Here is a 14,171-nt window from a genome sequence, read left to right on the forward strand (position 1 = left end):
ACGTGTGACGAAGTACATTGTGCAAAGGATTATTTATTTGTGCATTACCTTATTAATTATTGCTTCTTTTACGTTTTTCCTGATGAAATTTTTGCCGGGGACCCCGTTCCGGAACCAGCAAAAATTATCACCGGAACAGGTTCATATCCTGAACCAGAAATACGGGCTGAATGAATCTTTGCCTGTCCAGTATAAAAATTATATGGTGAATTTGCTGAAAGGGGATCTCGGCGTTTCTTTCCAGTTTGACAACCAGCCGGTTACGCAGCTGATTGTGGAAAGGATGGGTCCGTCCTTGCAGTTGGGGCTTCAGGCCATGATTGTCGGCACGTTAATTGGCATATTACTAGGCGTACTGGCGGCAATGTTTCAAAACACATGGATTGACTACGGAAGCACATTTCTTTCGGTCCTCGGTATATCCATTCCCTCGTTTGTATTTGCCGCAGTCCTGCAATATGCGATAGGCGCGAAACTGCAATGGCTGCCGGTTGCAGCTTGGGATGGGTTCGCCTCTTCCATATTGCCCACGATTGCGCTCGCTATTTTTCCGGTTGCAACAGCTGCACGGTTTATGAGAACGGAGCTGATTGAAGTGTTCGGTTCCGATTACATTACGCTGGCGAGAGCAAAAGGGAATTCTTACGGGCAAATCGCCTTTAAGCACGCGATCCGGAACGCGCTGATTCCGCTTATTACGGTGCTTGGGCCGCTTGCCGTTAACTTGATGACCGGATCGATGGTTGTGGAACAAATTTTTGCTGTTCCCGGGATTGGCGAACAATTTGTTAAATCCATTCAAATGAATGATTACCCGATTATTATGGGGACAACCCTCTTTTTCTCATTCCTGTTAGTTTTGATTACATTAGTTGTCGACATTTTATACGGTGTCATTGACCCGAGAATTCGATTGGCCGGGGGGAATAAATCATGAACAACAACGTAGAGACATTGCCGAAAGAATTATTTGAACCCGCAGCCCCGGATCGCGAACAAAGTGAGTTGATCGCCAAACCGCAACTGTCCTTTATGCAGGATGCATGGATGCGGATCCGCAAAAACAAAGGCGCGGTTGCCAGTCTGTTTGTGATTGTGATTTTAATTTTGATGGCGATTATTGGGCCGCATCTTTCCAAATCGGGTCCGTACGCACAAGATACTTCCAGGGCGAATTTGCCGCCAAGAATTCCTGTGATTGAAAAGCTCGGCATTTTTGATGGGTCCCAGACGGTTGGCGGGCAAAAAGTGAACATGTATGAACAAAACCATATTCATACGTATTACTGGTTCGGCACGGATGCCCTCGGCCGCGACTTGTTTGCAAGGGCATGGCAAGGAACGAGAATTTCCTTATATATTGCCTTCCTTGCGGCGTTGATCGATATGCTCATCGGCGTTTCTTACGGCCTCATATCCGGATACAAAGGCGGGCAGGTCGATAACGTGATGCAGCGGATTATTGAAATTTTGTCCGGTATTCCGAACTTGATTGTCGTGATTTTAATGCTTTTGATCTTTAAACCGGGAATCTTTTCGATCACGATTGCGATGGTAATCACCGGCTGGCTGAATATGGCACGGGTTGTTCGCGGCCAGGTGTTAAAGCTGAAAAATATGGAGTATGTATTGGCGGCAAAAACACTTGGCGCTTCGAACATGCGGATTTTATTTAAACATCTGCTCCCGAATTTGACCGGGGTGATTATTATCAATACCATGTTCACCATTCCAAGTGCAATTTTCTTCGAAGCCTTTTTAAGTTTCATCGGGATCGGGCTCCAGTCCCCGGCTGCATCGCTCGGGACATTGATTGAAGACGGTTATAAGACATTCCAGTTCCTGCCGTATTTGATGGCAGTGCCGGGCACGATTATTTGTTTGCTGCTTGTCGCCTTCAACCTGCTGGCAGACGGTTTACGTGATGCATTTGACCCGAAAATGCGCGATTAAGAAATGAGGTGAAGCCGAATGGAAAAGATTTTGCAAGTGAAAGACCTGAATATATCCTTTCACACTTTTGGCGGTGAAGTAAAAGCGATCCGCGGTGTGAGTTTTGATTTATATAAAGGGGAAACATTGGCCATCGTAGGGGAATCCGGTTCAGGAAAATCGGTGACGACGAAATCGATTATGCGACTGTTGCCTCCTAACAATTCGGAAATCAAGTCGGGGCAAATCCTGTTCGGCGACGTCGACATTGCCAAAGCGTCAGAAAGAAAGATGCAATCGATCCGTGGGAAAGAGATTTCAATGATTTTCCAAGATCCGATGACGTCTTTAAATCCGACCATGACAATCGGGAAGCAGATTATGGAGCCGCTTTTGAAACACCAGAAGATGCATAAAAGTGAAGCAAAAAAACGTGCCATTGAGCTTTTGAAGCTTGTTGGCATCCCGAATGCGGAAATCCGTGTCAAACAGTATCCTCACCAGTTTTCCGGCGGGATGCGGCAAAGGGTCGTCATTGCGATTGCTTTGGCGTGCAACCCGAAAATTTTAATTGCGGATGAACCGACAACGGCACTTGACGTTACGATTCAGGCGCAAATCCTTGAACTGATGAAAAAACTGCAGTCTAAAATTGATACCTCCATTATTTTTATTACGCACGATTTGGGCGTGGTGGCGAATGTGGCAGACCGTGTTGCCGTTATGTACGGCGGAAAAATTGTCGAGATCGGAACCGTGGATGAAATTTTTTATAATCCAAAACATCCGTACACATGGGGACTGATCAGTTCGATGCCGAGCCTTGATGTCAAGGATGAAGAACTGTACGCGATACCGGGCACCCCGCCGGATTTATTGAACCCGCCAAAAGGGGATGCCTTTGCGCCGCGCAATCCGTACGCACTTAAAATCGATTTGGAGCAGGAGCCGCCGATGTTTAAAGTGTCGGACACGCATTATGCCGCAACATGGCTCCTGCATCCGGATGCCCCGAAAGTAGAGCCGCCGGAAGCCGTGAAAAAGCGGATGTACAAGTTTAAAGGAAATGTGCGCCCGATACCGGCTGAGGAGGGGAAGTAAGATGGCAGTGAAAGAAAAACTGATCGAAGTCAAACATTTAAAACAATATTTCAATGTTGGAAAAGCAAATGAAGTCCGTGCTGTCGATGATCTTACATTTGATATTTACAAAGGCGAAACCCTCGGACTTGTCGGCGAATCCGGCTGTGGCAAATCGACAACCGGACGGACGATTATCCGCCTTTACAATGCAACGGCAGGAGAAGTTTTGTATGGCGGCAAAAATGTCCATGCCAAAATGTCCCATAAAGAACTGAAACATTTTCGCCGGAAAATGCAAATGATTTTCCAGGACCCGTATGCTTCCCTCAATCCGCGCCTGAAAGTGGCCGATGTCATTGCGGAAGGAATTGATATCCACGGGCTTGCAAAATCAAATGAAGAACGGATGCACCGCGTTTATGAACTGCTGGAAACAGTCGGCTTAAGCAAAGAACACGCCAACCGCTATCCGCACGAATTCTCGGGCGGGCAAAGGCAGCGGATCGGAATCGCCAGGGCACTTGCGGTCGATCCTGAATTTATTATTGCTGACGAACCGATTTCCGCGCTGGACGTCTCGATTCAGGCACAGGTCGTGAACCTGTTGAAAAAACTGCAGAAAGAACATGATTTAACGTATTTGTTCATTGCCCACGATTTGTCGATGGTGAAATACATTAGCGACCGGATCGGCGTCATGTATTTCGGCAAGCTTGTGGAACTGGCCGATGCCGATGATTTGTATAACCATCCGCATCATCCGTACACACAGTCATTGCTATCCGCCATCCCGCTTCCGGACCCTGATTATGAACGGACACGGCAACGGAAAATTTACGACCCGTCCGTCCATCAATACAAGGAAGGCGAAGAAGTAAAAATGCGCGAAGTGGCACCGCATCATTTTGTTTACTGTTCAGAAAGGGAACTCGAGCAGTACAAAAAAACTTATCATGGCTAATCATTCTCAATGGGAAGAAGAACGCATGCCGGTTGAAATGCGTTCTTCTTCTCACTTTTTTTATAAAAAAATGAAGAATAGTGGTTTAAATAGAGAGAATTGGGGAAAAAGAAGACTATTAAACCGGTGGAAAAATACAACAAACTATTTTTCAAAAAAATATATTCAATCACGCGGATATAGTGTATAATACATAATAGAGATTGTTTGATTAAACTTATTTTAATGTGAGAATCAAATGGGAATCCAAATATAAAAATTTAGGAGTGTGAATGCTAGATGGTCACATTATACACTTCACCGAGCTGCACATCATGCAGAAAAGCAAGGAACTGGCTTGAAGAAAACCATATTGAGTATAAAGAACGCAACATTTTTTCTGAACCGCTTTCACTGGATGAAATTAAAGGGATTTTGCGGATGACGGAAGACGGGACGGACGAAATTATTTCCACCCGTTCGAAAACATTCCAAAAATTAAACGTCGATCTGGATGCCCTGCCGCTCCAAGAATTGTACACATTGATCCAGCAAAACCCCGGTTTATTAAGAAGGCCAATTATCGTGGATGAAAAACGGCTGCAGGTCGGCTATAACGAAGATGAAATCCGCCGCTTCCTGCCGCGGAAAGTGCGGACCTTCCAGCTAAGGGAAGCACAACGGCTTGTCAATTGACAACTTTTAATATTTCTTTTGCCGGATGCCTTTTATAAGCGTAAACCGGCAAATCACCTCCCAGGTTCCGGCCCGGGAGGTTTTCTTCACCTTTTTGTCATAAAATTGTCAAATAACGAATATGTATTTAGAAAATTTTGTCTTGAATTTCTGCAGCAAATCGGATACAATACAAAAAAGATGTAAATGATCTTTTTTGCCGGATGTTTAAGAAATGGGCCGGCGTGGAATTTTAAAAAGGAAAGTTTTTTTATTTCCATTTGCCAGTATTTTATCATAAAATAAAAGTACAAGGTTACCTATACCTGAATGGGGGAACATGTCCCTTCACTACATCTGCAAGAAGGGAGAGTTGATGTATGGAAATCGAAAGAATCAATGAGAACACGGTGAAGTTTTATATTTCGTACGTTGATATAGAGAAACGCGGGTTTAATCGTGAAGAAATCTGGTATGACCGGGAAAGAAGCGAAGAATTGTTCTGGGAAATGATGGATGAGATTCACACGGACGACGATGTATTTGACCCGGAAGGCCCGCTTTGGATACAGGTGCAGGCGCTCGAAAAAGGGCTGGAAGTGCTTGTCACGAAAGCGCAGTTGTCGAAAGACGGACAGCGTTTTGAGTTGCCGATTCCGGATGAGAAGCTGAAAGAACTGCCAATCGGCGACCAGCTTGAGGAATTTTTCAGCGAGAACTTCCAAACGCCGATGCAGCAGGTTTTCACGGATGGCGATCCGCTCGAACAGGTCTTGTATTTCAAGGACTTTGAAGATTTGCTGGCGCTGGCCAAAAACGTCCGGATGGAAGACGTCAGCACGAAGCTGTACGTCTTTGAAGGCAAATATTATCTGTATGTCCGCTTCCCGGAAGATGTAACGGAAGAAGCTAATGACTTTAAGTTAAGCCAGCTGCTGGAGTATTCCGATCTTTCCTCTGTCACCAGCCATCGTCTGCTGGAATACGGAAAGCCGATCATTGACAGCAATGTATTTGCAAAATTAAACTCGTACTTTTAATCGATAAAAATCGGTGCGCAAACGCATCGATTTTTTTGTTTATCCGGAAAAAATTCATCCTGGCAAACAGGATTTTTCGCCCCGGGTGGTGAATGTATTCAATACGGCTGTGCATGGCGTTTATACAGATAAGGGCCGGTCAATCTAAGGCTTGCGGAGAGGCCGGCAACTGCATACGACCGAATGCCACGGCCAAACAAAAGCGGGACTGCCGGCTAGAGGGCCCGCCTACAGTTAAAAAAGGAGAGGATGCCGTTGCTTTCTGCGCTAAACGAGCGGGGGGAGCTGATCATGCTGACGGAACGCTTTACAAGATTGGATCTAAAGCAGTTAAAAACCTCCCATACGTTTTACTGTCGGGACTGCCGTGAACCCCTCATTTTAAAAATCGGCAGCCGTGTCACCCCCCATTTTTCCCATTACCGCCATTCCACTTGTGCCACATTTTCTGAACCGGAAAGCCCGATGCATTTGCAAGGCAAAAAAGACTTGTTTTTATGGTTGAGGGGGCAGGGGCTCGATGTTTCCCTCGAACAATATTTTCCTTCTATCCGGCAAAGGGCAGATCTTGTGGTGCGCAAATACCGGCAGCTTTTTGCCATAGAATACCAGTGTTCCCCGATCCCGTTTGAGCGGCTGATGGAGAGAACGGAAGGGTACAGGCACCTCGGCATTTTGCCTGTTTGGATACTGGGCGGTATGCCTTTCCGGTCCTCAGGGAAAGAGGCGGAAAGCGTGTACCGTTGCAGCGATTTTCAGTTGTCTTTTTTACGGCATACCCGGCACCACTTTTATTTATTCAGCTATCCTCCCGGCAAAAAGAAGGTCTGCCTCTTGTCCCACATGACGCCCATATCCGCCAAAACGTTCCACGCCTGTTACGCGGAAAAGCCGCTGTCTGCCTTTTCTTTTCCGTTTACAGATGACCAGTTTTCATTTGTTTCTGCCCCTGTGCCGCTTCCTGAATGGTTTGCGGAAAGGCGGCGCTGGATCGGCCTGAAGATTCAGTTTGGAAAAGCCTTTCAAGACCCGTTTTTACGGCACGTGTATGAAGCGGGAATGCACCCCGGGTCCCTGCCGCCGTTTATCGGCCTGCCGCTTTTGCACATGGCTGCCTGTAAACAGCATCCGGTCGAGTGGCAATTCTATATATGGCTGGATGCCCTTTTCGCATTGCGGACAAAAGCAGCGGTTTCACTGGACGAACTGCTGCGGCTGTTTACCGTGAGGATGGAAAAAAAGGAAATTGCATTCAGAAAGTCACCGTATGTACGCGAAAGGAACGCGGCGAAAGCGATGATTTATGAGTATGCGCAGCTGCTCGTTCAATTAGGGCTCTGGTCAAAAGGAAAAGCAGGCTACTATATGAATAAAAATGTTTTTGCGCCAAAAAATACAGAAGAACTTGAACATATGGAGCGCCATCTGTCTTCCGTGCTCGGGGCCGGTGTTTCAACCGGGAAAGCGGAACAGTAGCGGGATCAGGGGAGTTACGCTAAAATGAAAAAAGAAGGAATTTTTTGTGAAGAATGGAGGAAAATTGATGGAAAATGGGAAAAAAGTACACGCGTTGCCAAGCCGGGACGAGGTTCGTGAAGCATTAACCTGGAGGCTTGAGGATATTTTTCCAAGCGACGATGACTGGAATAAAGAATACCAAACAGTAAAAGAAAAGCTGGCCGATGCCGCTTCTTATCAGGGGAAACTTGGCGAAAGCGCGGAACAGCTTTATCATGCGCTAAAGTTCCAGGATGAAGTGACAGAAAGGTTCGGCAAGCTGTATACTTACGCGCATATGCGTTATGACCAGGACACAACGAATGCCTTTTACCAGGGGATAGACAGCAAAGCAAAAAGCCTTGCTGCCCAGGTTGGGAGCGCGTTTGCGTTTGTGGTGCCGGAAATTCTTTCGATTGAAGAAGCGAAACTGAACCAATTCCTGGAAGCTTATGAGCCGCTGCAATTGTACCGGCACGCATTGGAAGAAATCAATGAGATGCGCCCGCATATTTTATCGAAGGAAGAAGAAGCATTGCTCGCACAGGTTTCAGAAGTGCTGAATACTTCCAGCACCACTTTCGGCATGCTGAACAATGCCGACCTTGAGTTCCCGACCGTGATCGATGAAAACGGCAATGAAGTGCAGATCACGCACGGCCGTTTTACACGCCTGCTGGAAAGCAAAGACCGCCGCGTGCGCAAAGAGGCATTCCAGAAATTGTATGCAACCTACAAAAAATTCTCCAACACGTTTGCGAGCACGCTCAGCGGCCAGGTGAAAAAGAACAATGTTGTTGCGCAAATCCGCCATTACCATTCGGCGCGTGAAGCTGCCCTTTCGGCAAACCACATTCCTGAAAAAGTGTACGACCAGCTTGTGGAAACGGTGAACAAGCATCTTGGTTTGCTGCATCGGTATGTTGCACTGCGCAAAAAAGCGCTGCAGCTTGATGAAGTGCATATGTATGATTTGTATACGCCGCTTGTCCAGGACGCCGATATGGAAGTAACATATGAAAAAGCGAAAGAGATTGTGCTTGACGGCCTCCATCCGCTCGGCGAGGAATACCGGAGCATTTTGCAACAGGCGTTTGAAAACCGCTGGATTGATGTGGTGGAAAATAAGGGAAAACGGAGCGGGGCCTATTCTTCGGGCGCTTACGGGACCAATCCGTACATTTTGCTGAACTGGCAGGACAATATTGACAATGTGTTCACCCTCGCGCATGAGCTCGGCCACAGCGTCCACAGCTATTACACGCGGAAGAACCAGCCATATCCGTACGGGGATTATTCTATTTTTGTGGCGGAAGTGGCTTCCACGTGCAATGAGGCACTATTGAATGACTATCTGTTAAAAACGATCAAAGACGAGAAACAGCGGATTTATTTATTGAATCATTATCTGGAAGGTTTCCGCGGGACGGTTTTCCGCCAGACGATGTTTGCTGAATTTGAGCATCTGATCCATCAAAAAGCGCAACATGGCGAAGCGTTGACGGCGGAACTTTTAACAGATGAGTATTATAAGCTGAACCAAAAATACTATGGTACGGATACCGCCATTGATCAGGAAATCGGGCTAGAGTGGGCACGCATTCCGCATTTTTATTACGATTATTATGTATATCAGTATGCGACCGGCTTCAGCGCCGCGACCGCGTTAAGCAAACAAATCCTCGAAGAAGGGGAACCGGCTGTCAAACGCTATATCGGCTATTTGAGCGCCGGCAGCTCGGAATATCCGATTGAAGTATTGAAAAAAGCAGGCGTCGATATGACGTCACCCCAACCGGTCGAAGATGCGTTAAAAGTTTTTGAAGAAAAATTAACGGAAATGGAAAACTTGCTCGGATAAAGAAACAACGGCGGAATTTTTCCGCCGCTCAATTTGTATGGGACACTTTTTGTAGATAAGGGAGCAGGCAGCAAGCGTTGTTTTTTAACCCGCTTGTTACAAGTGGCGCCTGTTAAACCCTTTAAAACGGTTGCGGCGGTTTACATGCAAAAGCAGCGCGAAGATGGCCGCGAACAAAAGCGTGGACGTGAGAAAAAGAGGGAGAAGCTTCATCAGGCCGAGCAGATTCAGGCAGAATAAAGCGCAGAAACCGGCGGCAAGTGCGATAAGTTTACATTTTTTCATATCCACCAGGCTCCTTTCATCAGGTTTACACAGTCCCGGTCTTCCGTTATTTACACAGCTTCAGTGCTATTTTATGAACAGGCTGACGCGGTATGCAAAATTTAAATTTGACAGATGTGTGAACTCTTTAACAAGTACTTGCATACCGGATAGGGGGATGTTATTATATAGATGTGAAGTTGATCACAAGCAAACATACCCCTTTGTTTGACCGTGAAAAATTTCTCCCATCCCCTTTGTTCGTGTTGAAAGAGGCCTTGCAAACGCAAGGCCTCTTTCTTTTTTAGGGTTTGGCAAGGATGTTTGGAAAAAATAAATGCAAGCATTTTATGGGAAATCCAGGACGCGAAAGTCGATTCAACACATGGAGAAGACAAACGTACGCATTTTCGTAAATCAAACTCAAAATCGGATTCGCTCAGCAAGCCTAAAATATAAAAATCCCCTGCCATAGACAAGGGTCAGTTGATATATTTCCAGAATGAGCCGTGCTTTCCTTCGATTTTCCGAACCTTTTGCTGAAGAACGAGCTTTTTCAATTCTTTTTCGGCTTCATGGACCGGCAGATCGTATACCACCGCAATTTCCTTTGATGCCACAAACCCGAAATACTTCAGAAATTCCTCCAATGGGGGGAGCGGCAATGGTGAAGGCTCTTTGCCCAGCATCTCCTGAAGAACTTGTACATAAATATCATAAGAATAGAGTCCGGAAATTTTTAATCCTTCATCTTCAATATGTTCATTAAAGAAAACAAGCGACGGGCTTTCGGTTACTTCCATTTCCGACGTAATTTTCAAATCGCACTGAAAAGCCTTCGCTGCGCTTTCGGAATGGATGTCATGCAAAAATTCGTCGACATCGATGGAAGCGCCTTTTGCACAATCCACTAAAATTTGGATATCCGATATATTTCGTTTTTCAAGAAAGACGAGCTCCTGTACTTTCCGCAAAAACCGCAATCCCTGTTTCTTTCCCTGCAGTTCGGCCGCTTTTATCGCAATCGACACGATATAAGGCGACGTAATCGGGTTTTCAATCCATAAACTGCCGTCGCAGGACATGCCGGTGCGGCTCGCCGTTTTTTCCCAGTAATCCGCAATCGCTTCCCGTTTTTTCGGAATGTCGTTCAGATTGGATAATTTTCCGATCAGCACATGGCGGAGGCGGAAATAGACGCCATACTCGAGACGCAGCTTTTTTAAAACCGGTTCCAGCGCCCAGCATTCCGGGCAAAGCGGATCGATAAAAACGTAGATTTCCAGCGGCTTTTTTGAAAAACAGCTGGAATGTTTCATTAAATCAATCATGTTTTTCAATTTGCGTCACCTGGCACATCATCCGGAGTATTGACCATATGCTGTGCGGTCAGGACAAGCCTTTGAAAAAAGAAGTCGCGGAATTCGCCGTCAATCCCTGTTTCGTCCATTGCGGCACTCATGCAGGACAGCCATGCTTTGGCGCGTTTAGGCGTAACTTCATGTGGCAGGTGCCGCGCCCTGAGCATCGGATGCCCGTGCTCTTCCGTGTACAGCGGGGGACCGCCCAAAAACTGCGTTAAAAACTGCTTCTGCTTCCTGGCAACTTCCGTTAAATCATCAGGAAAAATCGGGATTAAATCCGGATGTTTGGCGACCCGCTTGTAAAACGCATCAACAAGCCGGCCAAGTTTTTCTCCCCCAATGATCTCATATGGCACAGTTTTCTTTTCCACCATAGAATAACTGCTCCTTTATCTCGTTTTTATCTTGCGTATATTTAAAATCGACGAAAAGGTTTGCTCATTAAAATTTTTGTCGACATATCTGCCGTTTGTTCTTTATTTTATCAAGGGGGCCGCAATAACTCAAACAATCCGCTTTATTTGGCAAACTTTCACAGCTTCCTATGACCTGGAGCAATAGGTGTCATAATATTTATTTTGGAAAACCTGCGCGATCGACCTGATGAAAGACAATTCATTGGGATGTAAACGTGGTAATGATATTTATCGGGGCGGGGAAGGACAAAATGTATGCGTGTGACCGGGGAAATGTCCTTCATTGCGGCGGGATGAACAAGAGGTATGCGTGTGAGGCGGCGAACTGTCCTTTTGAACCTGTCAAAAGGACAAAACAGGATGCACCCGGGCCCGAAATGTCTTTTTAAAGCCGCCAAAAGGACAAAAGGAGTGGCGATTGGGCTCGAAATGTCTTTTTGGGGCTGTCAAAAGGACAAAACAGGCTGCATTCGGGCTCGAAATGTCTTTTTGAGCTTGTCAAAAGGACAAAACAGGCTGCGTCTGGGTTCAAACTGTCTTTTTAAAGCTGTCAAAAGGACAAAAGGAGTGGCGATTGGGCTCGAAATGTCTTTTTGGGGCTGTCAAAAGGACAAAACAGGCTGCATTCGGGCTCGAAATGTCTTTTTGAGCTTGTCAAAAGGACAAAACAGGCTGCGTCTGGGTTCAAACTGTCTTTTTAAAGCTGTCAAAAGGACAAAACAGGCTGCGTCTGGGTTCAAACTGTCTTTTTGAACCTGTCAAAAAGACAAAACAGGCTGCATCCGGGCTCAAACTGTCTTTTTGATGTCGCCAAAAGGACAAAAGGAGTGACGTTTGAGCCCGAAATGTCTTTTTGAGCTTGTCAAAAGGACAGAACACGCTGCATACAGGCCCGAAACGTCCTTTTGAATCTGTAAAAGGGAAAAAACGCATGCCCGAAACCGTTGAAATGTCCTTCATCGGGGTGATGAAGGACAAAAGTGAGCCGCCAAACATTGAAATGTCTTTCATCGGGCAAATGAAGGACAAAATGCAGGCCCGAGACCGTGAAAATGTCCTTCACCGGGTTGATGAAGGACAAAACGCGAGCCCGAGACCGTGAAAATGTCTTTCACCGGGTTGATGAAGGACAAAACGCGGGCCGCCAACCATTGAAACGTCCTTCATCGGGCAAATGAAGGACAAAACGCATGCCCGAAAGTCAAGTCCAGGTTATTGTGTAAATTTATGGGCAAATGTTTTCAACCACCCCTTCATTTTTTCGGCTTAACTTCCATGGATTTTTTTCTTCATCTCCGGGAAGGGATGTCAAATGCCTTTCAATTTGACATCCCTTCCCGGAGATGAAATCATCCATGATGGAAGTTAAGCTGAAAATGCTGCTAACTATTCTTTCCCATAAGTGACTTCCTCTTCGAGTATTCTGTATCTTGATACTGCATTAAAACGGCACCAACCAAACGAAAAGCAGATTGGGTATTAGGAAAAATGCGAATGACCCTTTCCCTTCTACGAACCTCTTGGTTAAGCCGCTCGAGGGAATTAGTACTCCGTATGTGCATACGAATATTCTCAGGAAAGTTCATGTATTGGATAGTATCTTCAAAACCTTCATCTAAAATGGCCAGGGCTTTTTCAAATCTTGCTTCTGTACCAAATTTGTTTATTAATTCATCTTTAAACTTGCGTATGTCCTCAATCGTAACGGCCTCAAACACGCGCTTAATCATCACCCGGATTTCTGCAGTATCTTTTTTGGGCAGTTTTTCAATGATATTGCGTTTAAAATGAACATTGCACCTTTGCCAAGCAGTGCCAATGAATTCCCGTTGTATTGCTTTCTGAAGGCCCATGTGAGCATCGGAAATAACGAGTTTTGGTGATTGGAGTCCACGTGATTTAAGTTGTTTAAAAAATGAACTCCAACTCTCCAAACTTTCTGCATGGTCAACGCTTAAACCCAGTATTTCACGTGTATTCTTCTCTGTAATGGCAGTCGCAATATAAACAGCCTTTGATATGACCTTATGGTGCTCCCGTACTTTTATATACATGGCGTCCACAAACACATAAGGGTAGTAGGTTGTATTCAACGGTCTCTCGGCCCAAGCATTCACAATGGGATCCAGTTTTTGCGTAAGGGAAGAGACAAACGACTTGGATACATTCTTACCGCAAAGCTGTTCTACGACATTTGTGACCTTACGGGTAGAGACGCCATTGATGACCATCTCCAACATAGAAAGGACGAAAGCTTGGTCACATCTGGCATACTTTTCAAATAAGGTAGTTGAGAATTCGCCATTACGTGTCCGGGGAACTTTTAATGTAACATTGCCGATGCTCATCAACAGCTCGCGTTCATAGTAACCGTTCCGGTAATCCCGGCGTTCAACAGCGCGTTCATAAGGGCTCGTTTTTAAATAGTCATCCCTTTCCTTTTCCATAAACTCGTTTAACACGAGGACAACCGCTGATTTAATTACCGCGTCAAGATCGGAAGTCATGATGGCTTCTTTTAAAACATCCAAATTTAAGTTAAACTGTAAGTGAGTCATTTTATCTCCTCTTTTCATTAGTTTATCGTCGTTGAAAACAGTGTTGCCAAGAGTTGATAAAATGACTCCTTCTTTTTACACAATTATACGGACTTAATCTCTACGAAACCGTTGAAATGTCCTTCATACGGCAAATGAAGGACAAAACGCGAGCCCGAGACCGTGAAAATGTCTTTCACCGGGTTGATGAAGGACAAAACGCATGCCCGAGACCATGAAAATGTCCTTCATCGAGGTAATGAAGGACAAAACGCGTGCCACCACACATTAAAATGTCCTTCATTGGGTTAATGAAGGACAAAACGCATGCCACCAACCATTGAAATGTCCTTCATCGGGCAAATGAAAGACAAAACACGAGCCCCGAACCGTGAAAATGTCCTTCATTGGGTTAATGAAGGACAAAACGCATGCCACCAACCATTGAAATGTCTTTAATAGGGCAGATGAAAGACAAAACGCAGGCCCGAGACCGGGAAAATGTCCTTCACCGGGTTGATGAAGGACAAAACACGAGCTCGAAACCGTAGAAATGTCCTTC

Annotated in this window: 13 protein-coding genes; 9 read left to right on the forward strand and 4 right to left on the reverse strand. The window is 45.6% G+C overall.

The window, feature by feature from the left end; all coding sequences use genetic code 11:
* Positions 1-4 precede the first annotated feature (4 nt).
* The 8 genes from opp3b (at position 5) to pepF (ending at position 9,028) form a co-directional block, all read left to right on the forward strand.
* Positions 5-937, forward strand: coding sequence for an oligopeptide ABC transporter permease (gene opp3b, locus OF158_RS05265; RefSeq protein ID WP_014095731.1), 933 nt, complete (start codon positions 5-7; stop codon positions 935-937).
* The gene (gene opp3C / locus OF158_RS05270) at positions 934-1,953 is read left to right on the forward strand and encodes an oligopeptide ABC transporter permease (protein WP_014095730.1); all 1,020 of its coding nucleotides are present in this window, start codon (positions 934-936) and stop codon (positions 1,951-1,953) included. Before opp3b ends, opp3C begins: the two co-directional genes overlap by 4 nt.
* Before the next feature lie 18 nt (positions 1,954-1,971).
* Positions 1,972-3,033 carry an ABC transporter ATP-binding protein gene (locus tag OF158_RS05275; protein WP_014095729.1) on the forward strand — a complete coding sequence of 354 codons (1,062 nt, stop codon included), beginning with the start codon at positions 1,972-1,974 and terminating at the stop codon, positions 3,031-3,033.
* Between the two features lies 1 nt (position 3,034).
* A complete protein-coding gene (locus OF158_RS05280) occupies positions 3,035-3,976 on the forward strand; it encodes an ABC transporter ATP-binding protein (RefSeq protein ID WP_014095728.1) in 942 nt (313 codons plus the stop codon).
* A 279-nt stretch (positions 3,977-4,255) separates the two neighbouring features.
* Positions 4,256-4,651 (forward strand): transcriptional regulator SpxA, encoded by a 396-nt coding sequence (gene spxA / locus OF158_RS05285; RefSeq protein WP_013858789.1) that lies wholly within the window; start codon positions 4,256-4,258, stop codon positions 4,649-4,651.
* A 359-nt stretch (positions 4,652-5,010) separates the two neighbouring features.
* A complete protein-coding gene (gene mecA, locus OF158_RS05290; protein WP_014095727.1) occupies positions 5,011-5,670 on the forward strand; it encodes an adaptor protein MecA in 660 nt (219 codons plus the stop codon).
* 249 nt (positions 5,671-5,919) lie between these two features.
* Positions 5,920-7,146 (forward strand): competence protein CoiA, encoded by a 1,227-nt coding sequence (locus OF158_RS05295; RefSeq protein ID WP_225620976.1) that lies wholly within the window; start codon positions 5,920-5,922, stop codon positions 7,144-7,146.
* Between the two features lie 67 nt (positions 7,147-7,213).
* Positions 7,214-9,028, forward strand: coding sequence for an oligoendopeptidase F (gene pepF / locus OF158_RS05300; protein WP_035182049.1), 1,815 nt, complete (start codon positions 7,214-7,216; stop codon positions 9,026-9,028).
* Between the two features lie 96 nt (positions 9,029-9,124).
* Here pepF and OF158_RS05305 read toward each other — a convergent pair whose 3' ends face one another.
* The 3 genes from OF158_RS05305 to OF158_RS05315 form a co-directional block, all read right to left on the reverse strand.
* Positions 9,125-9,313, reverse strand: coding sequence for a hypothetical protein (locus OF158_RS05305; RefSeq protein WP_014095724.1), 189 nt, complete (start codon positions 9,311-9,313; stop codon positions 9,125-9,127).
* Between the two features lie 461 nt (positions 9,314-9,774).
* Positions 9,775-10,632: a ClpXP adapter SpxH family protein gene (locus OF158_RS05310; RefSeq protein WP_014095723.1), complete on the reverse strand. Its 858-nt coding sequence runs from the start codon at positions 10,630-10,632 to the stop codon at positions 9,775-9,777.
* Positions 10,629-11,030 carry a globin domain-containing protein gene (locus tag OF158_RS05315; RefSeq protein ID WP_014095722.1) on the reverse strand — a complete coding sequence of 134 codons (402 nt, stop codon included), beginning with the start codon at positions 11,028-11,030 and terminating at the stop codon, positions 10,629-10,631. The genes OF158_RS05310 and OF158_RS05315 overlap by 4 nt, the downstream gene beginning before the upstream one ends.
* Positions 11,031-12,003: 973 nt before the next feature.
* On the opposite strand from OF158_RS05315, the gene OF158_RS05320 reads away from it, so the two are divergent.
* Positions 12,004-12,174 (forward strand): hypothetical protein, encoded by a 171-nt coding sequence (locus OF158_RS05320; RefSeq protein WP_155375939.1) that lies wholly within the window; start codon positions 12,004-12,006, stop codon positions 12,172-12,174.
* Between the two features lie 280 nt (positions 12,175-12,454).
* On the opposite strand, the gene OF158_RS05325 is transcribed toward OF158_RS05320, so the two are convergent.
* Positions 12,455-13,630, reverse strand: coding sequence for an IS256 family transposase (locus tag OF158_RS05325; RefSeq protein WP_017551449.1), 1,176 nt, complete (start codon positions 13,628-13,630; stop codon positions 12,455-12,457).
* Between the last annotated feature and the right edge of the window lie 541 nt (positions 13,631-14,171).

Source organism: Weizmannia sp. WK01 (assembly GCF_025905465.1).
In the GTDB taxonomy this organism is placed as follows: domain Bacteria; phylum Bacillota; class Bacilli; order Bacillales; family Bacillaceae_C; genus Weizmannia; species Weizmannia faecalis.

Bases quoted from the DNA above. Each gene is read 5' to 3' on its own strand.
- spxA (WP_013858789.1), top strand. From the start codon at position 4,256: ATGGTCACATTATACACTTCACCGAGCTGCACATCATGCAGAAAAGCA.
- OF158_RS05315 (WP_014095722.1), bottom strand. From the start codon at position 11,030: ATGGTGGAAAAGAAAACTGTGCCATATGAGATCATTGGGGGAGAAAAA.
- opp3C (WP_014095730.1), top strand. From the start codon at position 934: ATGAACAACAACGTAGAGACATTGCCGAAAGAATTATTTGAACCCGCA.
- OF158_RS05280 (WP_014095728.1), top strand. From the start codon at position 3,035: ATGGCAGTGAAAGAAAAACTGATCGAAGTCAAACATTTAAAACAATAT.
- mecA (WP_014095727.1), top strand. From the start codon at position 5,011: ATGGAAATCGAAAGAATCAATGAGAACACGGTGAAGTTTTATATTTCG.
- OF158_RS05305 (WP_014095724.1), bottom strand. From the start codon at position 9,313: ATGAAAAAATGTAAACTTATCGCACTTGCCGCCGGTTTCTGCGCTTTA.
- OF158_RS05320 (WP_155375939.1), top strand. From the start codon at position 12,004: ATGCCCGAAACCGTTGAAATGTCCTTCATCGGGGTGATGAAGGACAAA.
- OF158_RS05275 (WP_014095729.1), top strand. From the start codon at position 1,972: ATGGAAAAGATTTTGCAAGTGAAAGACCTGAATATATCCTTTCACACT.
- OF158_RS05325 (WP_017551449.1), bottom strand. From the start codon at position 13,630: ATGACTCACTTACAGTTTAACTTAAATTTGGATGTTTTAAAAGAAGCC.
- pepF (WP_035182049.1), top strand. From the start codon at position 7,214: ATGGAAAATGGGAAAAAAGTACACGCGTTGCCAAGCCGGGACGAGGTT.
- OF158_RS05295 (WP_225620976.1), top strand. From the start codon at position 5,920: ATGCCGTTGCTTTCTGCGCTAAACGAGCGGGGGGAGCTGATCATGCTG.